Here is a 24,615-nt window from a genome sequence, read left to right as displayed (position 1 = left end):
CGGCTTAAATGCTCCCGATCTTTTCGCGATTGGCGTCGATCCAGGCCTGCAATTCGCTGTCGCTCATCCACTCGCTGTTGTTGTCGCTGGCATAGACGAAGCCTTCCGGGACCTTCTTGCCGTCCTTGATGCGCTTCGGACAGGTGGCCCAGCTGTGAATGGTCGGCAGGATCTTGAAATGCTCGGGATACTCGTAGGTGTAGTAAGCATCCTCGGCACTGATCATCTGCTCGTGCAACTTCTCACCGGGGCGGATACCGATAATCTCCTGGCGAGCCTCGGGGGCAACGACGCGGGCCAGGTCGGTGACCTTCATCGACGGAATCTTCTTCACATAGATCTCGCCACCTTCCATGTCTTCGAAGGCGTGCCAGACCAATTCCACACCCTCCTCCAAGGAAATCATGAAGCGAGTCATACGCTCGTCAGTGATCGGCAGTACGCCCTTGGCCTTGATGGACATGAAGAACGGAATCACCGAACCGCGCGACCCCATGACGTTGCCATAGCGCACCACGGAAAAGCGGGTACCATGCTCGCCGGAATATGAGTTGCCAGCGACGAACAGCTTGTCAGAAGCCAGTTTGGTGGCGCCATACAGGTTGATCGGACTGCTGGCCTTGTCGGTGGACAGCGCAACCACGCCCTTGACGCCCTTGTCGATACAGGCATCGATCAGGTTCATGGCACCGTCAATGTTGGTCTTGACGCACTCGAAGGGGTTGTATTCGGCGGTCGGCACGATTTTGGTGGCGGCGGCATGCACCACATAATCGACCCCATCCAAGGCTCGGTAGAGGCGATCCTTGTCACGCACATCGCCAATGAAGAAGCGCACGCGCTTGTCGCCCTCGAACTTCTTGGCCATGTCCCACTGTTTCATCTCGTCACGGGAAAAGATGATGATTTTCTTTGGGTTGTACTTGGCCAGGGTCATCGGCACGAAGGTGTTGCCAAACGAGCCGGTGCCACCGGTAACAAGGATGACCTTATCTCTCAACATACTGTTCACCTAACAAGAAAACTGGTGGATATAGCTTCGGCGACCCGTTGGTCGGCCAAACGATCCCGCTTGCCAAAAACCCATGAAAAATAATCCTGCCGCCGCTGCGCACGATCGTCTCGCTCCAGCAAAGCTCTTTCGATAGGGACGGAAAGATCCACCCCTTCTTCTTTTACAAATACCGAGGGCCCACACTCGTAAAGCGTCAACAGCTGAGCCATATCGTCAGGGTGCATACCCTCATCACGCCCCATTTGGGCCATTACGTCCCGCGAAAGTTGAGGGGTCTCGATTAGCAGTTGCGGCACATCGTAGAACAGAGACTCCTCGGCCGGAGAGTTGGCATCTGACACCACCAAATCGGCCACGGATAGCAGCGCTGAGAGAGGATAGGACGTCAGATCCAGCAGCGTATGCGGGCGCCGCTGAACCAAGGCAGCCACTCGCCGAAAGCTATCGCGATCCTTGGCGCGCGAGGTCAGCGCCTGGCTGGGATGGGGGCGCAAGATGAGATTGAAATGCGAAGGGATTTTCTGCACCAGGCTTTCTGCGAGCAGATCCCACGAACCAACGCCACGCCGACTCGGTGTAAAAAGTATGGTTTGCCGGTCCGCTGCCAAACCCAGACCAACCAGCACTGATTCGCGCTGCGCCGGAGACTGTTCGGGAAACTCGCAAAAAGGGAGAAACCCTGTCGCAGCGGTATTGACCTGAACCTGGTCGGCAAACCGGTCGATCATCTGCTGCATGCGCGGCCCAATCACACAGAGCAGATCGAAATGTGCATTGCTGAGCAACGCATCCTTGCTCAGCAGCATGTAGGTGCCATGAAAAACCGTACACTTCTTTGCCGCGTAGGGCTCCAGGAAACTGCGATAAGGAGAGCCAGTAACGATCACATCGGCGTCGTTCAATATCCGGTTACCCACTGCCAGCCGCCCCAGCCACCTCGAATAGCGAGCCTGCTCAAGCTGAGGGTAAAGCTTGCGTGCAGCCATCAACGTAGAGCGGCGACTGGAAACAAAGGTGCCAGGCAGCAATGCAGCTACCTGCGCCAGGTGAGGAACGGCCTGGAACATCTTTGAGAAATAAACGATACGGCTCATCTCACCTGTCCCTGGTGCATCTCAAAATAGCGGAAGCCGACAGGTGCCAAACGCCCCCATTCGTCTATTGCAGGCCATATCAATCCTTGCCTTCCTTCACCACCAACACATCCTCCATGATCAGATACTGCAGATCCGACCCATAGAACATGTTCAACGCATCCGTCGGCGAGCAGATCATCGGTTCGCCGCGGCGGTTGAGCGAGGTGTTCAGCGATACGCCATTGCCGGTCAATTTTTCCAGCTCGACCATCAGGTCGTACCAGCGCGGGTTGTGGCGGCGCTCGAGGACCTGGGCGCGAGATGTGCCGTCTTCGTGGACGACTTCGCCGACGCGCTCCTTCCAGCCCTCATTGACCTCGAAGGTGAAGGTCATGAACGGGCTCGGATGATCGACCTTGAGCATCTGCGGTGCCACGGTGTCGAGCATCGACGGGCAGAACGGGCGCCAGCGTTCGCGGAACTTGATCTGCTCGTTGATGCGGTCGGCCACCCCCGGCACGCTCGGGCAGCCGATGATGGAGCGCCCGCCGAGGGCACGCGGGCCGAACTCCATGCGGCCTTGGAACCAGGCGACTGGGTTGCCGTCGACCATGATTTTCGCGATGTACTCGGGGACGTTTTCGATCTTCTGCCAAACCGGTTTGCTCGGATGGCGTGCACAGGCGGCGATGACGTCCTCGTTACTAAAGGCCGGACCGAGATAAACGTGCTCCATCTTCTCCACCGGCACGCCGCGCTGCACCGACACATAGGCCGCTGCGCCGACGGCGGTACCGGCATCGCCCGAGGCCGGCTGGACGAACAGTTCCTTGACCTCGGGGCGGGCAATGATCTTCTGGTTGAGCTTGACGTTCAACGCGCAACCACCGGCGAAGGCAATCTTGCCGGTCTCGCGGATGATGTCGCCCAGGTAGTAGTCCATCATTTCCAGCGCCAGCTTCTCGAACAGCGCCTGCATGCTGGCGGCGTAGTGGATGTAGGGATCGTCGGCGATATCGCCTTCGCGCTTGGGCCCCAGCCATTCGATCAGCTTGGGCGAGAAATAGTAGCCCTTGCCCTTTTCCTTGTAGCGACGGAAGCCAATGACATTGGCGTAGTCGGTATTGATGATCAGCTCACCGTTCTCGAACTTGGCCAGGCGCGAGAAGTCGTACTTGGCCGCGTCGCCGTAGGGCGCCATGCCCATGACCTTGAACTCGCCGTCGAGCATCTCGAAGCCGAGGTATTCGGTGATCGCGCCATACAGGCCGCCGAGCGAGTCCGGATCGTAGAACTCCTTGATCTTGTGGATCTTGCCATTCTCGCCCCAGCCGAAGAAGGTGGTGGCGTACTCGCCCTTGCCGTCGATACCGAGGATGGCGGTCTTCTCGGTGAAACCGGAGCAGTGATAAGCACTGGAGGCATGGGCCAGGTGGTGCTCGACCGCTTCGATCTTCACTTTTTTCAGGTCGAAGCCGAGCTGCTGCAGGCACCACTGGATGCGCTTCTTGTAGCGGTGGTAGCGGCGATTGCCCATGAGGATGGCATCGAGTGCACGATCCGGCGCGTACCAGTAGCGCTTGGCGTAATGCCAGCGGGCCTTCTCGAAGATGCTGATCGGCGCGAAGGGAATCGCCACCACGTCGACGTCGGACGGCTTGATGCCGGCCTGTTCCAGGCAGAACTTGGCCGACTCGTAGGGCATACGGTTCTTGGCATGCTTGTCGCGCACGAAGCGCTCTTCTTCGACGGCGGCGATCAGCTTGCCGTCGATGTACAAAGCGGCGGAGGGATCATGACTGAGGGAGCCGGAAAGGCCGAGAATCGTCAATGCCACGGGTAATGCCTCTTGAAAGCAGCTACAAGCTTCAAGCAACAAGCTTCAAGCAACAGCGGTTATTGTCCTGCCCCATGGGGCTTTACGTGCAGCTTGAAGCTTGCCGCTTGAAGCTGCTTTTAGGTATTCGTTCGTCCAGCAGCCGATACAGCGCCGAATCGACTGGCCAGTTGCGTAGAAAGCGCGCCCGATCCTTGGCGTAGGCTCGGGCGAAACTGGCATTGCTGCTGTGCTGCTGCGCAGCATCGAGATCGATCAACGCCCAGCGGTCCTGCTCCCAGAACAGGTTGGTACCCTTCATATCGCCGTGGCTGATACGCTCACGCAGCAATGCTTCGAACAGCCGGTCCAGCGCCGACAGCTCGGGTTCGGGCGGCGTGCTGGAGAGATACGGCTGAAAACGGGTGATTATATCCTCGCCGGCGGTGTATTCGGTAATCAGATAACTGCGCCGGCGCAGGCCGAGCCAACGCAGCTCCAGCATCGCCAACGGCCGGGGCGTGGCGATGCCGAGAAAGCCCAGGCGATTGCCTTCGATCCAGCTGTGCCAGGCGCGACTCGGCCGCCAGCAGCGCTTGAGCCAGTGAAGAACACCCTTGATGTTGTAGCGCTTGATGACCAGCCGCCGAGCGGGCTGCTCGACCAGCGCCACGGTGGCACTGCCGCCCAGTTTCAAGGCACGGCCCGCCTCGATAGCCGCATCCGGGGCAGCCAGCAGTTCGTATAGTGCCGGTTCGTCCTCGCGCCGAATCACGCGCAGCCCGCCGAGGCCGCGGCGCACACTGAATAACGAGCAGTCGCGCCCGAGCTTGCTCAGGTAATCGCGCAACCGCCACTTTCGGACGGTGGCGATTTCCCGCAGCAATGCCTCCAGGGGGAGCGCATGCTCGCCATTGACCAGAAGGTAATGCACGAGCAGCTCCTCGATATGGGGCTCGAGGCCAGTGGGCAGTTGAGCGAAGAAAACGCCCAGGTTCTCCAGTACCTTGTCGCGCGCCAGCGGCTTGCCCGGGATCTGCGCCTGCACGCCGCCGCCATCGATGAGATACAGCCGCCCGTCATGGCGCAGCAGATTGTCCAGATGCAGGTCGCCCTGCCACAGTCCTCGGGCATGCAATTGAGCGATCGCACCCAGCGCCTCGCCGAGCACAGCCTGCTGCGCATCGGACAATAATGGCTGCCGCGCCACCTCGTGCCAGGCTTGCTCCAGACTTTGCGCGCCGGCAAGGTAGTCGAACAGCAGCCAGCCGCCCTGGCCTGCGGAAAAGCCCTCGGCGATCAGTGCGGGCGTATTCATTCCCTGCTCGGCCAGCAGCCGTGCACCACCGCGCTCACGGTCGAAATGGCGTTCGGCCTTGTTGCCCACCAGCAGTTTCGCCAGCACCTCACGGCCCTGCCATTCGGCCTTGGCGACATAGCGCTGCCCGGGCAGCACACGCAACCATTGGCGCAATATCAGTTCTCCGCCGGGCAGCGTCACGCTCAGCGGCAATGTCGGCGAGCGCCCGGCACGTGCAAGTTCCATCAATGTCATGTCCGTGCCACCTTGCTCCGCCGCCGACCAGCCATTTTCTCCAGCCAGGAATCGATGTCCGGGTCATTGGCGCCATGATCGAGATAGGCTTCGATCAACCGTCGCTGTTCGCCTTCGCTCCAGACGCCCGCGTGGCGGGTCAGTGCCTCCAGATCCACGATCCGGTCAGCGCGGCCGAACAGCAGCGGACGGGTCTTTTCGAGATCGATGAGACAGGCCTCGAACCGCTCACCAGCCTGACGGAGAAAAATATGCTTGGGGTAGAAACAGCCATGGCGCAGCCCGGCCTGGTGAAGGGTCCGTGCCAGTTTTGCGCACGCTTGCAACAACTGGTCGCGCGTCGCTGCCTCCAGCTCATGCCAACGGCCCAGCCAGCCGTATAGATCCCGCCAATCATCCAGCGCGCAAGTCAGCAGAATGGCCCGGCGCTCACCATCGACACGGCGCTCGCCGAAGTACGCCGCACGCAAGGCCGGGATGCCCAGGCGTCGATAGCGCTGGATATTGCGAAACTCGCAGGCGAATGTCGGCTCGCCGAGTGGATGACGCAAGGTATGCGTCAGGTAATTGCTCTGCCGCTTCAGGTAGTAGGCCGCCTCGTCCAATTCCAGGCGGAATACGCTGCTCCAGCCACCTCGGCCGACATTTGGCGCATCCACCGAATCGAGCTGCAACGCCCAGAGCGCATCGAAGCTATCCAGCCCATGCGCCTGAAGAATTCCCCTGTCGGTCACTGAAAAATGATCGCTCATTCCCGCCCCACGAAATACTTGAGCACCTGATCGATGAGGGCTCGGTCGGCCGAAGTCAGACGCGGGCGCCGTTGGTACTGCAGATAGAAACGCAGCCGCTGCGTGCGGCTCAAGTAGTACTTGGCCACCTTATCCAGACAGGCCAGGTCCTTGACGATGCGCCGCCGCAGGAATGGCCCCCACCAGAAGTCCCCGGAGGGGCAATCGATCAGGAAAAGCTCGCCAGCGTCGTTGACCAGCAGGTTCCGCCATTTCAGATCGTTATGGGCAAAGTGATTATCGTGCAGGGTCCGCGTCGCCTGCGCCACTTGCCGGCTGACGTGCTCGACCCAGCACCGATCGGCCAGCCGTGGATCGCTGTTCTTCGCCATTGCCGCCATGTCGACGGTATTCGGCACCTCCAGCGTGATCAACGCACCACGCACGAAAAGCCCCGCACGACGCTCCAGGCCCCACGCCACCAACGGTGCCACGGGTATACCCCAGCGCTCGAAATGCTTGAGATTCTGCCACTCGGCCTTGACCCGGGGGCGCCCCAGGTAGCGACGCAATCCCTTCCCCGCGGCCCAGTAGCGCTTGATGTAATAGCGCTGCCCGCCGCGTTCGACGCGGATTACCTCCGATAGCGGATCCTGCGCTATCGGCTCGCCTTCGAGCGCGAACACCGAGTCCAGGTTGGCAAAGGCCCGGGCTGCATCGGCACTGATCCCATCGACGACCGTCCAGGTGCTCACCCTTGTGCTCCCGGCGCGTACTTGCGGCCATAGCGGGCCAGCAACCGTTGCGCCTTGCGCTGCAACCAGGCGAGCAGGGCCGCCTCTTCGCGCAGAATCTCCCGCAACGGCCGCTGGAAGTAGCCGCGCAGGAAACGCAACCTGTCACGCCGGGTCAGGCCTATCTCCAGTGCCGAGAAATACAATCCGGCCAGGTCCTTGTCGCGCCAGCGGCGCGGGGTCTGGCTACGAGCCTGGGCGCGGTGAAGATCGATCAGCGACAGCTGCAGATCACCCGCCGTCACCGGCCTGTCCGTGTGCAGCAGGAAGTGGCAGATATAGAGATCGCGGTGGTTGACCCCGGCGCGGTGCATGGTGCCGGCCATGCGCGCGACTTCGGCGATCAGTGCGCGCTTGAGCGCTGGTGGCGGCGGCTGTTCGCGCCAGTTGGCCGAGAAGTCCTCGAGGCTGATGGTCGGCGCCAGCTCTTCGGTGATGATGAACGAATGCTGCGCCGCCGGATTGCCGCCACGCTCGCCATAGGCCACCGCAGTCATGGTCGGCACGCCGGCTTCGTGCAGGCGCTGGATCGCCCGCCATTCCTGGCCGGCGCCGAGCACCGGGGCCTTGGCCGTCAGCAGGTTCTTGGCGATCTCACCCCAGCCGATGCCCCGGTGGATCTTGACGAAGTAGCCACGCCCGTCGACCTCGGTACGCAGCGTGCGGCGGCCCTCCAGCTCGCGGTAGACCTGGCCCTCGAGGCGCTCGACCTCGACGAAGGGGTCCTTGCCCTGCCAGAGGGTCTTGAAGGGTTCCGCCAGCATCAGGCGCATATGGCCTCCGCGAGTAGGAGATACTTCAACACTTCGCGCAGGCCTACGGTCTGCAATCGCCGTGAGGGCGCGCCTCCCACTGGCCCGGTGTGCGCTCGCCGCTTTTGTGGGAGGCCCGACCTCGGGGCGATACTTTTGAGCCCCTTGGGCAGGCCTGCGGCCTGTACCGCCGCGGGGGCGCCCCTCCCGCAGGAGCTGCTTTCGTAGGAGGTCCGAGCCGAGGTCATCCGCCGCGTAGGCGTGCCGGCCATGGGCTTCATGCCTGCTCTCCCAGAATCACGTCGGCAGCCTTCTGCGGCATGGAATAGAGGTCGGCCGTGGCGGCGAAGGCCAGCGCGTTGCGGCGCCAGGCGGCGCGCTGCTGGTCGTCGGCGAGCATCTGCGCCAGCAGGCGGTCGAAGGGGCCCTGCTCGAAGGGGCTGGGCACCACGCAGCCGCAATCGGCATCGGCGATGTAGTGGGCATAGCCACAGACGTCGCTGACCAGCACCGGCAGCCCGGCGACCAGCGCCTCCAGCAGCACGGTACCGGTATTCTCGTTGTAGGCCGGATGGATCAGCAGGTCGGCGCCCAGCAGGAAGCGCGGGATGTCGCTGCGGCCCTTGAGGAACTCCACCATGCCCGAGACGCCCAGCGCCTTGGCCTGCAGCTTGAACGGCTTGGGATCGTCCTGGCCGATCACCAACAGGCGGGTGCGCTGGCTCAGTTCGCGCGGCAGCGCGGCCAGCGCCTTGAGGCTACGGTCGACCCCCTTGGTCTTGAAGCCGGAGCCGATCTGCACCAGCAGCAGCTCGTCGGGCCGCACCTCGAACTCCTCGCGGAACTCGGCGCGGATCTCGGCGGCATTGACCGGCGCCCGGCGGTCCTGGGCGATGCCCGGCGGCAGCAGGTGAAAACGCGCGGCCGGCGTGCCGTAGTGCTTGACGAACAGCGGCTGCTGCACCTCGGAGATCATCAGGATCTCGGTGCTCGCCTCGGGTGCGAACACCGCGCGCTCGTATTCGGCGAAGTGCTTGTAGCGGCCCCAGCGCCGGTAGATCGGGTTGCGCAGGGTCTGCGCCTTGTCCTCGAAGCAAGGGTCGGCGGCGTAGTAGACGTCCAGCCCCGGCATCTTGTTGAAGCCGATCACCCGGTCGACCGGCCGCTTGGCCAGGTCGGCCTCGACCCAGGCGGTGAAGCGCTCGTTGCGGGTGTGGTTGAACAGCGCCTTGACCGGCGCGATCAACACCTCGAAGCCGTCCGGCACCTCGCCTTCCCAGATCATCGCGTAGACGCGGATGGCGTGGCCGCGGCGCTGGCATTCCAGGGCGATGCGCATGAAGTCGCGCTGCAGCCCGCCGAAGGGAAAATACTTGTAGAGGATGAAGGCCAGTTGCATCAGACGGACTCCGGGGCCCGCAGCAGGGCTTTCAATTCGGCGACGACGCGCTCGGGGCGCAGATCGTCGAAACAGGGCTTGTGGCGGTCGCCGCCACCGGCATTCGGGCCGCTGGCGCACAGGTGCACCTGCGAACGGCCATAGGCGCCGACCCGCCCGGGCAGGGTCGGACCATAGAGCGAAATGCTCGGCACATCCAGCGCCGCGGCCAGGTGGCCGAGGCCGGTATCCACCGCGACGCAGGCGCGCGCGCCGGCGATCACCCGGGCGATGCCGGCGAGGTTCAGCTTCGGCAGCACCGCGGCATTGGCCACGCCGCTGGCGATGCGCTCGGCGCGCGCCTTTTCCTCGGCATTGCCCCAGGGCAGGCGGATCGCCCAGCCGAAATCGCTCATGCGCTCGGCCAGCTCGCGCCAGTAGGCTTCCGGCCAGTGCTTGCTCGGCCAGGTGGTGCCGTGCAGGAACAGCAGGTAGGGCTGGTCGCCCGGCGCGGCCATCTGTGCGCGATCGAGCCCATAGTCGGCGAAGCCGTCCGGCAGCGGATAGCCGAGGGCCTGGGCGAACAACTGGCGCACCCTCTCCAGCGCATGCTGGTCGCGCGGCACGGCGTAGCGACGGTCGTAGAAGCGCGCCGCCAGCGGCTCGCGGGCCGACTCACGATTCAGTCCGGCCACCGGCGCCTTGACGTAGCGGGTCAGCCAGGCGCTCTTGAGCAGCCCCTGGGCATCGATCACCAAGTCATACTGGCCTTCGCGCAGGCGTGCCTTGAAACGCCGCCATTCGCCGGAGCGCAGGGTCTGGAGCGGATGCTTGCGCCAGCGGCGGATCGCCACCGGGATCACCTGGGCCACCGCCGGGTGCCAGGCGGGAATCTCGGCGAAGCCCTCCTCCACCACCCAGTCGAAGCGGATGCCGGGGATCGCCCGCTGCGCATCGGTCAGCGCCGGCAGGGTGTGCACGACGTCGCCCAGCGAGGATGTCTTGACCAGCAGGACCTTCAATCAGCGTACCTCGACCGGCTGCGGGACCAAGCGCTCCAGCGCCTCGATCACCGCCTGCGGTTGCAATTCGCGCATGCAGTTGTTGTGGCCGAAGCGGCAGGTGCGCTCGAAGCAGGGGCTGCAATCGAGCCCCAGGCGCACCACTTCCACCTGCTCGGACAGCGGCGGGGTGAACGCCGGCGAGGTGGAACCGTACACCGCTACCAGCGGCCGGCCGAGCGCGGCGGCCACGTGCATCAGCCCGGAGTCGTTGGAGACCACCGCCTCGGCGCAGGAGAGCAGGTCGATCGCCTCGGCCAGGCTGGTCTCGCCGGCCAGGTTCAGCGCCTCCTCGCGCAGGCCCGGGATCAGCCGCTCGCGGATGTCCTCGCCGACCGCATGGTCGTTCTTCGAACCGAACAGCCAGACCTGCCAGCCCTCGCGGATCTTCGCCTCGGCGACCCTGGCGAAGTGCTCCGCCGGCCAGCGCTTGGACTCGCCGAACTCGGCGCCGGGACAGAGCGCCAGCACCGGCCGGTCCAGGCTCAGGTCGAAACGCGCCAGGGCCGCAGCGCGGGTCTGGGCATCGATGCGCAGCGACGGATTCGGATAGGGCCTGGGCAACTCGGCGCCCGGCTCGAAGGCCAGCGCCATGAAGCGTTCGATCATCAGCGGGTAGCGCTGCTTGTCGAGCTTGCGCATGTCGTTGAGCAGGCCGAAGCGCATCTCGCCGCGCCAGCCGGTGCGTTTGGGAATGCCGGCGAAGAACGGCACCAGCGCCGATTTCAGCGAGTTGGGCAGCAGGATCGCCTGGTCGTACTGGCCGCGCAGGCCCTGTGCGACCTTGCGCCGGGTCGCCATGTCGAGCACGCCATGGCCGAGCGGAAAGCTCAGCGCCTGGCGCACCTCGGGCATGCGCTCGAGGATCGGCCGGCTCCATTCCGGCGCCAGCACGTCGATCTGGCAGCCGGGATGGCGCTGCTTCAGACAGACGAACAGTGTCTGCGCCATCACCATGTCGCCGACCCAGCTGGGTCCGATGATCAATATGTTCATAAGCTGGAAGCCATAAGCTTGAAGCTGGAAGCGCGTGCCGGAGAGCTTTTCACTTCCAGCTTCCGGCTTCCAGCCTCTGGCTTATTTGACCAACGTCCGCCATTCGGCGTGGGCCTCGGTCTTGCCGCTGACCAGGTCGAAATAGGCCTTCTGCAGCTTCTCGGTGATCGGACCACGACGACCGATGCCGATGGCGCGACCGTCGACTTCGCGGATCGGCGTGACTTCGGCGGCGGTGCCGGTGAAGAAGGCCTCGTCGGCGATGTACACCTCGTCGCGGGTGATGCGCTTCTCGACCACCTTCAACCCCAGCTCGCCGGCCAGGGTCAGCACCGTGCCGCGGGTGATGCCGTTCAGGCAGGCGGTGACTTCCGGGGTGTAGATCACGCCGTCCTTGATGATGAAGATGTTCTCGCCCGAGCCTTCGGCCACGTAGCCTTCCGGATCCAGCATCAGCGCCTCGTCGGCACCGCCGGAGATGGCTTCCTGCAGGGCCAGCATCGAGTTGATGTAGGCACCGTTGGACTTGGCGCGGGTCATGGTGATGTTGACGTGATGGCGGGTGAAGGAGCTGGTGCGCACCTTGATGCCCAGTTCCAGCGCCTCGTCGCCCATGTAGGCGCCCCAGTGCCAGGCGGCGACGATCACGTGCACCTTCAGGCCGGCGGCGCGCAGGCCCATGCCTTCGCTTCCGTAGAACACCATCGGGCGGATGTAGGCGCTTTCCAGCTCGTTCTCGCGCACCGCGGCGCGGGTCGCCTCGTTGATCTCGTCCCTGGAGTACGGGATCTGCATGTTCATGATGTGCGCGGAATCGAACAGGCGGTCGGTGTGCGCCTGCAGGCGGAAGATCGCCGTGCCGGCCGGGGTGTTGTAGGCGCGCACGCCTTCGAACACGCCCATCCCGTAGTGCAGGGTGTGGGTCAGCACGTGGGTGGTCGCGTCGCGCCACTGCACCAGTTCGCCGTCATACCAGATCACGCCATCACGATCGGCCATCGACATCTTTGCCAGCTCCTCAGAATTCGATATTGCTCGGTAGCCCGACGAGGGGCTCAGCTCAGCCCCAGCTCGCGCCAGATGCGCATGACCGCGCGGCGCTCGTCGTGGAATTGATCCCCACTCACCACTCCGGGCTGCTTCTGCAGTGATTGCCGGTGGGCTGCCGCACGGTAGGCCTTGTAGGCGTCCTGCAGCAGCCGGACCTCATCGCCGGTCATCAACCCGGCCTGCTCCAACCCATCGAGAATGCGGATGTTATCGGTATAGCGCAGCAGTTCCGGATGCTGGTGCGACCACGCCAAAGCCGCGTATTGCACCATAAATTCGATATCCACGATACCACCGGCGTCCTGCTTGAGATTGAACTCGGCCCCAGCCTCGAAGGCCTGCTCGGCGGTACCGGCCAAGGTCGCGCGGGTGCCGAGGTTGTCGCGCATCTTCGCGCGCATCTCGCTGACCTCGCGGCGCAGCGCCTGCAGATCGCGCGCACGGCCCAGCACGCTGGCCCGCACCCGTTCGAAATCCGCCGTCAGCCGCGGGCAGCCGACCAGCACCCGGGCGCGTACCAGCGCCTGGTGTTCCCAGGTCCAGGCTTCCTGGCCCTGGTAGCGTTCGAAGGCGCCGAGCGAACTGACCAGCAGCCCGGCCGCACCGGACGGACGCAGGCGCATATCCACTTCGTAGAGCTGGCCCGAGGTGGTCTGGGTGGTCAGCAGGTGGATGATGCGCTGGCCCAGGCGGGTGAAGAACTGCGCCGTGTCGATGGGCTTGGCGCCGTTGGTTTCGCCAGCCGGATCGCCGTCGTGGATGAACACCAGGTCCAGGTCCGAACCATGCCCCAGCTCGATGCCGCCAACCTTGCCGTAACCGACGATGACGAAGGCCGGATCGCACAGCGAGCCATCGCTGCGCGGCGGCTGGCCGTGGCGCGCCACGCTGTAGCGCCAGGCCAGGGCCAGCACTTCCTGCAGGATCGCCTCGGCCAGCCAGGTCAGATAGTCACTGACCTTCATCAGCGGCAGCGTGCCGGCGATCTCGGAGGCCGCCACGCGCAGGCGGTGCGCCAACTTGAAATGCCGCAGCGCCTCCATCTGCTGCTCCAGGTCGTCCTCGGGGATGCGCATCAGCCGTTCGCGCAGCTCGGCCGCGAGTTCCGGCGCCTGTGGCGGGCTGTACAGGCGCCCGGCATTGAGCAATTCATCGAGCAGCAGCGGGAAGCGTGCGATCTGCTCGGCGACCCACGGGCTGGCGGCGCAGAGTTCCAGCAGCCGCTGCAACGCGCCGGGATTCTCGCTGAGCAGCACCAGGTAGGCCGAGCGCCGTGCGACCGCCTCCACCAGCGGCAGCACGCGTTCGAGCACCAGATCCGGATCATCCTGTTCGACGATCTGCGCCAGCAGACGCGGAATGAAGGCATCCAGCCGCTCGCGGCCGAGGCGCTGCATGGTACGCACCTGGCTGGTGTTGCGCAGCGCCGCCAGACGCTGACAGGCGCCCTGGCCGTCGCGGAAGCCCGCCTCGGACAGCTGCCGGCAGGCGAACTCCTCGTCCCAGTCCTGCTCCCACAGCGGCAGCCACTCGCCGCCCACCAGCGCTTCGCCCTCGGCGCTCTCGTCCTCATCGGGGTCGGCGATGACCTGGCGGAAATGCCAGTCGATCCGCCCGCGCCAGTGCAGCAGCTGCTCGTGGAACGCCGGCCAGCCATCGAAACCGAGCATGAACGCGACCCGCGCGCAGTCCGTCTCGCTCTCGGGCAGCATCTGCGTCTGCCGGTCGGCGATGGCCTGCAGCGCATGCTCGGTATAGCGCAGGAATTCGTAGCCCTCGCGCAGCTCGGCGACCGCCGCGGCCGGCAGGTAGCCCTGCCCTTCCAGTGTCGCCAGCACGCCGAGCAGCGCCCGCTGCTGCAGGCTGAGGTCGCGGCCGCCATGGATCAGCTGGAAGGCCTGGGCGATGAATTCCACTTCGCGGATGCCGCCGGCACCGAGCTTGATGTTGGCGGCCATGCCCTTGCGCCGGACTTCCTGCTGGATCAGCTGCTTCATGGTGCGCAGCGCCTCGATGGCGGAGAAATCCAGGTAGCGTCGGTAGACGAAGGGCCGCAACATCTCCAGCAGTTCCTTGCCCGCCTGCTGGTCGCCGCCGATGACCCGCGCCTTGATCATCGCGTAGCGTTCCCAGTCGCGGCCCTGATCCTGGTAGTACTGCTCCAGCGCATTGAAGCTGTAGACCAGCGGGCCGGACGAGCCGTACGGGCGCAGGCGCATGTCCACGCGGAACACGAAACCGTCGACGGTGATCGCATCCAGCGCCTTGATCAGCCGCTGCCCCAGGCGCACGAAGAATTCCTGATTGTCCAGCGAGCGCCGGGCACCGACGGTTTCGCCGCCTTCCGGGTAGCCGAAGATCAGGTCGATGTCCGAGGACAGGTTCAGCTCGTGGGCACCCAGCTTGCCCATGCCGAGGATCACCATGTGCTGCGCGGCACCGCTGCGCCGCCCGGTGGGCACGCCGAACTGCTCGCAGTGGCGGCCGTAGAGCCAGAGATAGGCCAGGTCGACGCAGGCATCGGCCAGCTCGGAGAGGTCGCGGCAGGTCTCGGCCAGGTCGGCCTGGCGGGTCAGGTCGCGCCAGATGATGCGCACCTGCTGGCGGTTGCGAAAGCGCCGCAGGGTCAATGCCAGCGCGTCCTCGCCGTCGCACGCGGCGAGCAGCTCGGCCAGCGCCGCGCGCATCTCGCCGGCTTCCAACGAGCGCTGCAGCCAGCCCAGCTCGGCCAGCTGCAGCAACATCTGCGAATCTCGGCTAACCTGATCGCTGACGAAATCGCTGGCCGCGCAGACCCGTGCGAACGCCTCGCGGTGGCTATCCAGCCAAGCGCGGCAACGTGCCGCGTCGGCCTCCGACAGGCTGCCGGCGGCGGCGAGGAACGACTCTTCGGCACGACTGACAAAAGGCAAGAGCGAGGGAGGCAATGCAACCAGCGATGGCAGACTCATTGAAGGTTTCCTTTCACGGCAGCGAAAACAGTGACACCGTGCGATTCAGAGCCCCGCCCATGCCTTCGCGGAAACATGACAGCGCCACTGATCTGTAGTTTTACTACTAAAGAGTATTTCGGGGGGCTGATCCTGACGCCATTTTGTAGTAAAACTACAGACGCCCGGTCCTACCTCCGGCACTCATCCAAGAACATTACACGCCCCGGCCCACAAAGCCGGTAGCGAAGCAGGCAACCGATTCTGGAAGCCTTTCCGCCATGGAGCAAGCCATGCAAGATCTCGATCCCGTCGAAACCCAGGAATGGCTGGACGCCCTCGAGTCCGTCCTCGACCGCGAGGGTGAAGACCGCGCTCATTACCTGTTGACCCGGATGGGCGAACTGGCCACCCGCAGCGGCACCCCGCTGCCCTACGGCATCACCACCCCCTACCGCAACACCATCCCCGTCACCCGCGAAGCGAAGATGCCCGGCGACCTTTTCATGGAGCGGCGCATCCGCTCCCTGGTCCGCTGGAACGCACTGGCGATGGTAATGCGCGCGAACCTCAAGGATCCGGATCTGGGCGGGCACATCTCCACCTTCGCCTCGAGCGCGACGCTGTACGACATCGGCTTCAACTACTTCTTCCAGGCGCCCAACGAAGAGCATGGCGGCGACCTGATCTACTACCAGGGCCACGCCTCGCCCGGCATCTATTCGCGCGCCTTCCTCGAGGGCCGGCTGACCGAGGAGCAGATGAACAACTTCCGCCAGGAAGTGGACGGCGGCGGGCTCTCGTCCTATCCGCACCCGCACCTGATGCCGGAGTTCTGGCAGTTCCCCACCGTCTCCATGGGTCTCGGTCCGATCCAGGCGATCTACCAGGCGCGCTTCATGAAGTACCTGGAGAACCGTGGCTTCATCCCGGCCGGCAAGCAGCGCGTCTGGTGCTTCATCGGCGACGGCGAGTGCGATGAGCCGGAAACCCTCGGCGCCATCTCACTGGCCGGGCGCGAGAACCTGGACAACCTGATCTTCGTCATCAACTGCAACCTGCAGCGCCTCGACGGCCCGGTGCGCGGCAACGGCAAGATCATCCAGGAGCTGGAAGGCGTGTTCAAAGGCGCCAACTGGAACGTCAACAAGGTCATCTGGGGCCGTCTGTGGGACCCGCTGTTCGCCCAGGACGAAGACGGCCGCATGCAGCGCCGCATGGACGAAGCCATCGACGGCGAGTACCAGAACTACAAGGCCAAGGACGGCGCCTACGTGCGCAAGCACTTCTTCGGCGCCGATCCGGAGCTGCTCAAGCGCGTCGAGAACATGTCCGACGAGGAAGTCTGGAAGCTCAACCGCGGCGGCCACGACCCCTACAAGGTCTATGCGGCCTACCACCAGGCGGTCAACCACAAGGGCCAGCCGACCGTCATCCTGGCCAAGACCATCAAGGGCTACGGTACCGGCGCCGGTGAGGCGAAGAACATCGCCCACAACACCAAGAAGGTCGATATCGAGAGCCTGAAGCTGTTCCGCGACCGCTTCGACATCCCGGTCAACGACTCGCAACTCGAAGAGCTGCCCTTCTACCGTCCGGCCGAAGACAGCGCCGAGATGCGCTACCTGCGCAAGTGCCGCGAGCGCCTCGGCGGCTCCCTGCCGCAGCGCCGGACCAAGAGCATCAGCATCCCGACGCCGCCGTTGGAAACCCTCAAGGCGGTGCTCGACGGCTCCGGCGATCGTGAAATCTCCACCACCATGGCCTTCGGCCGCATCCTCGCCTCGCTGGTCAAGGACAAGGACCTGGGCAAGCGCATCGTGCCGATCCTCGCCGACGAAGCGCGTACCTTCGGCATGGAAGGCATGTTCCGCCAGCTGGGCATCTACTCCCCGGTCGGCCAGTTGTACGAGCCGGTCGACCGTGACCAGGTGATGTACTACCGCGAGGCCCAGGACGGGCAGATCCTGCAGGAAGGCCTGAACGAGGCCGGCGCCATGTCCAGCTGGATCGCCGCCGGTACCGCCTACAGCAACTACAACACGCCGATGCTGCCGGTCTACATCTTCTATTCGATGTTCGGCTTCCAGCGCATCGGCGACCTCGCCTGGGCCGCCGGCGATGCTCATGCCCGCGGCTTCCTGCTCGGCGGCACCTCCGGACGCACCACGCTCAACGGCGAAGGCCTGCAGCACGAGGACGGCCACAGCCATATCCTGGCCAGCACCATCCCCAACTGCCGCAGCTACGACCCGACCTACGGCTACGAGCTGGCGGTGATCATGCGCCAGGGCATCCACGAGATGATGGAGCTGCAGAAAGGCGTCTACTACTACATCACCGTGATGAACGAGAACTACCCGCAGCCGGCCATGCCGCAAGGCGTGGAAGACGGCATCATCAAGGGCATGTACCTGCTCGAGGAAGCCAAGGGCGACTTCAAGCACCGCGTGCAACTGCTCGGCTCCGGCACCATCCTGCGCGAAGTTCGCGCCGCGGTGGACATCCTCGCCAAGTTCGGCGTGGGCGCCGATGTCTGGAGCGTCACCAGCTTCAACGAGCTGCGCCGCGACGGCTTGGCGGTGGATCGTTGGAACCGTCTGCATCCGGCCGAGGAAATGCGCAAGAGCTACGTCACGCAGTGCCTCGAAGGCCGCGATGGCCCGGTGATCGCCTCGACCGACTACATGAAGCTGTTCGCCGACCAGATCCGCCAGTGGGTTCCGAGCGACGAATACCAGGTGCTGGGCACCGACGGCTTCGGCCGCAGCGACAGCCGCCGCAAGCTGCGCGACTTCTTCGAAGTGGATCGCCGCTGGGTCGCGCTCGCCTCGCTGCAGGCTCTCGCCAACAAGGGCGCCCTCGAACGCAAGGTCGTGGCCGAGGCCATCGCCGAGTTCGGGATCGACCCCGAGAAGCGCAACCCCCTGGATTGCTGATGCCGAGAGCGAAGAGGAGTATCTACAGTGAGTGAGACCATTCGCGTACCCGACATCGGCAGCGGTGAGGGTGAAGTGATCGAAATCTTCGTGAAGGTCGGTGACCGGATCGAAGCGGACCAGAGCATCCTGACGCTCGAATCCGACAAGGCCAGCATGGAGATCCCGGCGCCCCGCGCCGGTGTCGTGAAGAGCCTGAAGGTAAAACTGGGCGATCGCCTGAAGGAAGGCGACGAACTGCTCGAAATCGATGCCGAAGGCGGCGAGCAAGCGCCCGCGGCCGACGCCGGCAAGGCGGCCGCCGAACCGGCCGGCGCTGCTGCCGGCGGCCCCGTCGATGAAACCGAAGCCACGACGTCGCCCGGCGACGCCGATGCCTCAGCCCCGGCCGGGGAAGGCCAGGCGCAGGAAGTGCGCGTGCCGGATATCGGCTCGGCGGGCAAGGCCAACGTCATCGAGGTATCCGTCAAGCCGGGCGACACCATCGCCGCCGAGCAGTCGCTGATCACCCTCGAGTCCGACAAGGCCAGCATGGAGATTCCCTCGCCGGCCGCCGGCGTGGTGGAAAGCCTGTCGGTCAAGGTCGGCGACGAAGTGGGCACCGGCGACCTGATCCTGGTCCTCAAGGGCGCCGCAGCGCCCAAGGCCGCCAAATCGCAGGCACCGGCCCAGGCCGCTGCCGCTCCGGCGGCGAAGCAGCAGCCGCAAGAGGCGCCCGCGGCCGAACCGGCCGGCGAGAGCATCGAAGAGGTCCAGGTGCCGGACATCGGCTCGGCCGGCAGTGCCAACGTCATCGAAGTGATGGTCCAGGCCGGCGACCGGGTCGAGGCGGATCAGTCGCTGATCACCCTCGAATCCGACAAGGCCAGCATGGAAATCCCGGCGCCCAAGGCCGGCGTGATCGAATCCGTGTCGATGAAAGTAGGCGACCAGGCCAAGACCGGCGATCTGATCCTGACCCTCAAGGTGGCCGGCGCCGCACCGGCGAAGCAACCCGCCCAGGCCAAACCGGCCGAGGCGGTTTCGCAGCAACAGGCCGTGGCACCCAACAAGCAGGGCGTCCCCGAAGCCCAGGCCAGCACACTGGCGGCACCGGCCGTCAGCGGGCCGAGCAAGGCCGGGGCCAAGGTCCATGCCGGCCCCGCGGTGCGCATGACCGCACGCGAGTTCGGCGTCGATCTCGCCGAGGTTTCCGGTACCGGGCCGCGCGGGCGCATTCTCAAGGAAGACGTGCAGGCCTACGTCAAGAACATGATGAACAAGGCCAGGCAGGCGCCCGCCGAGGGAGCGGCCGGCGGTGCCGGCATTCCGCCGATCCCGGCGGTGGACTTCAGCAAGTTCGGCGAGATCGAGGAAGTCGCGATGTCGCGCCTGATGCAGATCGGCGCGGCGAACCTGCACCGCAGCTGGCTGAACGTGCCACACGTGACGCAGTTCGAATCGGCCGACATCACCGAGCTGGAAGCCTTCCGGGTGGCGCAGAAGGCAGTCGCCGAGAAGGCCGGGGTCAAGCTCACCGTGCTGCCGCTGCTGCTCAAGGCTTGCGCGCACCTGCTCCAGGAGCTGCCGGACTTCAACAGCTCACTGGCGCCCAGCGGCAAGGCACTGATCCGCAAGAAGTACGTGCACATCGGCTTCGCCGTGGATACCCCGGACGGCCTGATGGTTCCGGTGATCCGCGACGTGGACAGGAAGAGCCTGCTGCAACTGGCGGGCGAAGCCGCGGAGCTGGCGGACAAGGCGCGCAACAAGAAGCTCTCGCCGGACGCCATGCAAGGCGCCTGCTTCACCATTTCCAGCCTCGGCCATATCGGCGGCACCGGCTTCACGCCGATCGTCAATGCGCCGGAAGTGGCGATTCTCGGCGTATCCAAGGCCACCATGCAGCCGGTATGGGACGGCAAGGCCTTCCAGCCGCGCCTGATGCTGCCGTTGTCGCTGTCCTACGATCACCGCGTGATCAACGGCGCCGCGGCAGCGCGCTTCACCAAGCGCCTGTCGGAGCTGCTGGCGGACATCCGCACGCTGCTGCTGTAAGCGCCCGAGCCGGGCAAGAACGCCGCATTTCCCTCAGGGGATGCGGCGTTTTAGCTTCTGCCTCGCTCCAGTTCACATCCCGAGGTCAGGTCCGGGCAGGTTTGGCGTTGGGCGTAGCGAAGCCCAACAGGGATGGGGCTGAACGTGCTGGGCTTCGTCGCTGCGCTTCTCAACCCAACCTACCAACCTGCGCGTCCCGCCCCCGCCTACGCAACGCCTCAGCCTTTCTGCAGGTTGCGGATCAGGAACGACAGCGCCTTGGCCAGCTCTTCGGCTCCCTTGGGGTCACGCAGGATGACCACCAGGGGCAAGCCGTCGACGGGACTGCTGATGGAGCAGCTGGGGCCCTGGGGGGGACACTGGTAGTGCAGATACGGGTCCAGCCCGAACACCGAGAGGCTGCGATTGCGCACGGCGACACCGCTGCCAGGACCACGGACTTCCTCGCGAATGCGCAATTCGCCCGGGGTGGCCACGCTCAATTCATAGAGGAAATCCTGTGGATTGGCCTGGCCAACCTGATAGCCCGCACGCAGCGCATAGGTATCGAGCAACCCGTTGCTATGTGCCAGCAGCGCTTCGCGATCGCTCGACGCCAGGTACAGCTTGCGCAACTCGGAGAGGTAGCGCGCCGATTCATCGGAGCCGAACTCGACCGTTTCCGCCGCCATCAGTGGAGTTCCGATGGCGCAGAAAAGCGAGACCATCACTAACTTTGCCAGCCGACTTGTCAGTCCCTGTCGCATGATGCACCCTTGCCTGAATTAATATTATTTAGCCATCGTCCTTCGCTGGAACGGTGCCTGGAGCACAAGCCAGCCCGACTCGGTGAGCATACTGGAAGCAAACCGCTCGATGAAAATACATACCGATGCCGCCAGCCGCCTGGCGACCGAGGTTGTGACGCAGTTGCCAGTGCCATCACGGCTCGGCATGCTGCGTTTCGAGCGTTTGAACGAGGCCAGCTGGACACTGCTGTTCCTCGATCCCGCCTGCGAACGCTACTTCGGCGCTCCGGCCAGCGACCTGTGCTCCCTGGTCGACTCGCCCTACGCCAGCCTGATGGAGCCAAGCGCCCGTCACCAACTGCACGACGAAATCCAGCTGCAACTGGCCAGCCTCGGTCATTACGCGGTCAGCTACCGACTGCACACGCCCGAGGGCGTCCTGGAGATAAGCGAGCTGGGCGAAGCCTGCCAGCAATACGGCCGCGAACTGCTCAGGGGGTACCTAATGGCCGGCCGGCATAGCGAGCTCGACCAGGAGCTCCGGGCCCAGAATGCCAAGTTGCGCGCTGCACTCGAACGCTACCAGCAGACCCAGGACGAGCACGTCGAACATCTGCTGCGTTCGCGCACCCAGCAGGGCCTGATCGTCAGACTGGCGCGACACCGCTACGGTTCCGCAGCCCCGCAACAGGAAGCGGCACAACTGATCACCCAGGCCGCCAGCGAGGTCTATGAGCTCAACCGCGCCGTGATCTGGCACCTGCGCGGCAGCCGCCTCGAGCCGATCGCCTGCTACCGGCGCGACAGCGACAGCTATGAGCCCTTGGCCGCGCTCGAACTGGCGGCATTTCCGCATTACCTGCAGGCCCTGCACAGCGGCCGCACCCTCGATGTCCAGGACGTCCTGCACGATCCGCGCACCAGCGAACTGGGCGATTGCTTCTACCGCCCCCATGGCATCCATTCGATACTCGATGCCAGCATTCGCGTCGGCGGGGAAGTCATCGGTGTGCTGAGCCTGCAGCACACCGGCAATCCGCGTACCTGGCAGGCCGATGAAGTGGCCTTCGCCGGCGAGTTGGCCGACCAGTACGCCCAGGTCCTGAGCAACCAGCAGCGCCTGAGCGCAACACACATGCTCAACCTGTTCCAGCGGGCGGTGGAACAGAGCGCCAGCGCCTTCATCCTGGTCGATCGCGACGGCCAGGTGGAATACGTCAATCCGGCTTTCACCACCATCACCCAGTTCTCCGCAGCGGAGGTACGCGGCCAGCGCCTGGCCGACCTGACGGCCCTGGAGAACCTCAGCGAACTGCTCTTCGATACGTCCTCGACCCTGGCCCAGAGCAACAGCTGGCAGGGCGAATTCCGCTCGCGACGCAAGAACCTCGAGCCGTACTGGGGCCAGCTGTCGATCTCCAAGGTCTACAACGAAGAGGGTGAGCTGACCCACTACATCGGCATCTACGAAGACGTCACCCGCAGTAAGCTGGCGCAGCAGCATATCGAACGGCTCGCCTACACCGACAACCTGACCAACCTGGGCAACCGGCCCTTCTTCATCCACAGCCTCGAGGAGCGCTTCGGCGCCGGCCAGGAACCCAAGCTCTGCCTGTTGCTGGTGGACATCGACAACTTCAAGCGGATCAATGACAGCCTCGGCCACCAGACCGGCGACAAACTGCTGACCAGCCTCGCCCGCCGCCTGCGCAACGGCCTCAGCCAGCAGAGCGTGTTGGCGCGCTTCGCCAGCAACGAGTTCGCTCTGCTGTTCGACGACATGAGCCTCGAGGAAGGCCAGCGCCTGGCCAACCAAGTGCTGCGCATCCTCGACAAGCCACTGTTCGTCGACAAGCAGCTGATCAGTGTCAGCGGCTCGCTGGGCCTGGCCTGCTCGCCGCTGCACGGGCGCGATCCCGAGACGCTGATGAAGCATGCCGGCCAGGCCCTGCACAAGGCCAAGGCCAACGGCAAGAACCAGGTGCAGGTCTTCACCGAAGCGCTGCACGCCGAGGCCAATTACAAGCTGTTCGTCGAGAACAACCTGCGCCGCGCGCTCACCCAGAACGAGCTGGAAGTGTTCTACCAGCCCAAGCTCTGCCTGCGCAGCGGCCGGCTGCAGGGGCTCGAAGCGCTGTTGCGCTGGAACCATCCGGAAAAAGGCATGATCCGCCCGGACCAGTTCATCAGCGTCGCCGAAGAAACCGGGTTGATCATCCCGATCGGCAAATGGGTGGCCCGCGAGGCCTGCCGTATGGGCGTACGGCTCTCCGCCCTGGGGCTGGGCGCGCCGCAGATGGCGATCAACCTGTCGCCCAAGCAGTTCTCCGACCCCGACCTGCTCGGCTCGATCGCCGCGATCCTGCGCGAAGAACAGCTGCCACCCGGGCAGCTGGAGCTGGAACTGACCGAGAGCCTGCTGCTCGATGCCACCGAGGAAACCCGCCAGCAACTGATCGGCCTGAAGGCACTCGGCCTGACCCTGGCCATGGACGACTTCGGCACCGGCTATTCATCGCTCAGCTACCTGAAGAAATTCCCCATCGATGTGATCAAGATCGATCGCAGCTTCATCAAGGACATCCCCGACAACCAGGACGACATGGAGATCACCTCGGCGGTGATCGCCATGGCGCGCAACCTGCACCTCAAGGTCGTCGCCGAAGGCATCGAAACCCCGGCACAGCTCGCCTTCCTGCGCCGCCAGCGCTGCGATATCGGCCAGGGCTACCTGTTCGACAAACCAATCCCCGGCAACCACCTGAGCGACGCGCTACGGCGCTATCCGCGCTGGAGCTGAGCACCGGCAGGCCAGGCGACGTGTGGCGCCTGACGAGCTTTCGCCAGCGCCCGGGCTTTTGTAGCCTATTCTTCCAAGACACTCCCAGCCCGAGGCTCGCATGCCGTTACGCTCGCAGATTCTGCTCGACAAACAGGCCTTGCCCACCGCCGAACAGGCACTCCCCGGCCGCTCGACCCCGATGCCGGTGCCCGAAGCGCACCATGTCAACGGCCATCCGCTGCAACCGCCGTTCCCCGCCGGGCTCAAGCAGGCGGTGTTCGCCATGGGCTGCTTCTGGGGCGCCGAACGCCGCTTCTGGGAACAGCCGGGCGTCTGGACGACGGCTGTCGGCTATGCCGGCGGCCTGACGCCCAACCCGACCTACGAGGAGGTCTGCTCCGGCCTGACCGGGCATACCGAAGCCGTGCGGGTGGTGTTCGACCCGCAGCTGATCGACTACGCCACGCTGCTGCGGATCTTCTGGGAGGCACATGATCCGACCCAGGGCATGCGCCAGGGCAACGATGTCGGCAGCCAGTACCGTTCGGCGATCTACTGCACGGAGCCGGCCCAGCGCGCCGAAGCCGAGGCCAGCCGCGAGCGCTTCCAGAAGCACCTGAACGATGCCGGGTTCACCGCCATCACCACCGAAATCGCCGATGCGCCGCCGTTCTACTATGCCGAGGCCTATCACCAGCAGTACCTGGCGAAGAATCCCGGCGGCTATTGTGGGTTGGGCGGCACGGGCGTGTGCCTGCCCGACTGAGGGGCGAGGCAGGGCAGGTGTAAGCCAGGGGTCGCTGCCCCCGGTTGCGCGCGGCCCGCTCCCGGAAAGTATTAAGCAGAAAAATCGGGATAGGGGACGGCTACCGCCGTTCCCCTCCCACACCACCCGGCATGCGGGTCCGCACCGGGCGGTTCGAGATGTTGAGGTCAGGAGAGTCTTGGCATGCCCAGACGATCGAAATAGCTGAT

General features: G+C 64.7%; 17 protein-coding genes. 4 read left to right on the top strand and 13 right to left on the bottom strand.

Annotated features, from left to right (window positions below; genetic code table 11):
• Positions 1-4: 4 nt before the first annotated feature.
• The 12 genes from pseB to glnE form a co-directional block, all read right to left on the bottom strand.
• Positions 5-1,003, bottom strand: coding sequence for a UDP-N-acetylglucosamine 4,6-dehydratase (inverting) (gene pseB, locus CXK94_RS19740; protein WP_102895572.1), 999 nt, complete (start codon positions 1,001-1,003; stop codon positions 5-7).
• Between the two features lie 5 nt (positions 1,004-1,008).
• Entirely contained in the window at positions 1,009-2,109 is a 1,101-nt protein-coding gene (locus CXK94_RS19735) for a hypothetical protein (RefSeq protein ID WP_102895571.1), read from the bottom strand.
• 79 nt (positions 2,110-2,188) lie between these two features.
• Positions 2,189-3,928: a carbamoyltransferase family protein gene (locus CXK94_RS19730; RefSeq protein WP_037004329.1), complete on the bottom strand. Its 1,740-nt coding sequence runs from the start codon at positions 3,926-3,928 to the stop codon at positions 2,189-2,191.
• A gap of 82 nt (positions 3,929-4,010) precedes the next feature.
• Positions 4,011-5,462, bottom strand: a complete 1,452-nt coding sequence (locus CXK94_RS19725) for a lipopolysaccharide kinase InaA family protein (protein WP_102895570.1) — start codon at positions 5,460-5,462, stop codon at positions 4,011-4,013.
• On the bottom strand, positions 5,459-6,214 hold the full coding sequence (locus tag CXK94_RS19720) for a lipopolysaccharide kinase InaA family protein (RefSeq protein WP_020305786.1): 756 nt from the start codon (positions 6,212-6,214) through the stop codon (positions 5,459-5,461). The genes CXK94_RS19725 and CXK94_RS19720 overlap by 4 nt, the downstream gene beginning before the upstream one ends.
• Positions 6,211-6,948, bottom strand: coding sequence for a lipopolysaccharide kinase InaA family protein (locus CXK94_RS19715; RefSeq protein WP_102895569.1), 738 nt, complete (start codon positions 6,946-6,948; stop codon positions 6,211-6,213). Before CXK94_RS19715 ends, CXK94_RS19720 begins: the two co-directional genes overlap by 4 nt.
• Complete coding sequence (gene rfaP / locus CXK94_RS19710) at positions 6,945-7,760, bottom strand: lipopolysaccharide core heptose(I) kinase RfaP (protein WP_102895568.1); 816 nt, start codon at positions 7,758-7,760, stop codon at positions 6,945-6,947. Before rfaP ends, CXK94_RS19715 begins: the two co-directional genes overlap by 4 nt.
• 256 nt (positions 7,761-8,016) lie before the next feature.
• Positions 8,017-9,138, bottom strand: a complete 1,122-nt coding sequence (locus tag CXK94_RS19705; protein ID WP_102895567.1) for a glycosyltransferase family 4 protein — start codon at positions 9,136-9,138, stop codon at positions 8,017-8,019.
• Positions 9,138-10,139 (bottom strand): lipopolysaccharide heptosyltransferase I, encoded by a 1,002-nt coding sequence (gene waaC / locus CXK94_RS19700; protein ID WP_102895566.1) that lies wholly within the window; start codon positions 10,137-10,139, stop codon positions 9,138-9,140. Before waaC ends, CXK94_RS19705 begins: the two co-directional genes overlap by 1 nt.
• Positions 10,140-11,174 (bottom strand): lipopolysaccharide heptosyltransferase II, encoded by a 1,035-nt coding sequence (waaF, locus tag CXK94_RS19695; protein ID WP_102895565.1) that lies wholly within the window; start codon positions 11,172-11,174, stop codon positions 10,140-10,142.
• Positions 11,175-11,255: 81 nt separating this feature from the next.
• Positions 11,256-12,179 (bottom strand): branched-chain-amino-acid transaminase, encoded by a 924-nt coding sequence (gene ilvE / locus CXK94_RS19690; protein ID WP_102895564.1) that lies wholly within the window; start codon positions 12,177-12,179, stop codon positions 11,256-11,258.
• Positions 12,180-12,229: 50 nt separating this feature from the next.
• A complete protein-coding gene (gene glnE, locus CXK94_RS19685) occupies positions 12,230-15,175 on the bottom strand; it encodes a bifunctional [glutamate--ammonia ligase]-adenylyl-L-tyrosine phosphorylase/[glutamate--ammonia-ligase] adenylyltransferase (protein ID WP_102895563.1) in 2,946 nt (981 codons plus the stop codon).
• Positions 15,176-15,447: 272 nt separating this feature from the next.
• Here glnE and aceE point away from each other — a divergent pair, with 272 nt between their 5' ends.
• Together aceE and aceF are read left to right on the top strand one after the other, a co-directional pair.
• Entirely contained in the window at positions 15,448-18,093 is a 2,646-nt protein-coding gene (gene aceE, locus CXK94_RS19680; RefSeq protein ID WP_102895562.1) for a pyruvate dehydrogenase (acetyl-transferring), homodimeric type, read from the top strand.
• A 27-nt stretch (positions 18,094-18,120) separates the two neighbouring features.
• Positions 18,121-20,130 (top strand): dihydrolipoyllysine-residue acetyltransferase, encoded by a 2,010-nt coding sequence (gene aceF, locus CXK94_RS19675; RefSeq protein WP_102895561.1) that lies wholly within the window; start codon positions 18,121-18,123, stop codon positions 20,128-20,130.
• Between the two features lie 218 nt (positions 20,131-20,348).
• Here aceF and CXK94_RS19670 read toward each other — a convergent pair whose 3' ends face one another.
• Positions 20,349-20,837: a hypothetical protein gene (locus CXK94_RS19670; protein WP_102895560.1), complete on the bottom strand. Its 489-nt coding sequence runs from the start codon at positions 20,835-20,837 to the stop codon at positions 20,349-20,351.
• Between the two features lie 148 nt (positions 20,838-20,985).
• On the opposite strand from CXK94_RS19670, the gene CXK94_RS19665 reads away from it, so the two are divergent.
• Positions 20,986-23,658 (top strand): putative bifunctional diguanylate cyclase/phosphodiesterase, encoded by a 2,673-nt coding sequence (locus tag CXK94_RS19665; protein ID WP_102895559.1) that lies wholly within the window; start codon positions 20,986-20,988, stop codon positions 23,656-23,658.
• A 100-nt stretch (positions 23,659-23,758) separates the two neighbouring features.
• Complete coding sequence (gene msrA / locus CXK94_RS19660; RefSeq protein WP_102895558.1) at positions 23,759-24,406, top strand: peptide-methionine (S)-S-oxide reductase MsrA; 648 nt, start codon at positions 23,759-23,761, stop codon at positions 24,404-24,406.
• The last annotated feature ends 209 nt before the right edge of the window (positions 24,407-24,615 follow it).

Origin of the sequence: Stutzerimonas stutzeri (assembly GCF_002890915.1) — a bacterium.
GTDB classification, from domain to species: Bacteria; Pseudomonadota; Gammaproteobacteria; order Pseudomonadales; family Pseudomonadaceae; genus Stutzerimonas; species Stutzerimonas stutzeri_AF.
Note: the sequence above shows the minus strand (reverse complement) of the source record. Positions and strands in the feature narration are given on the sequence as shown.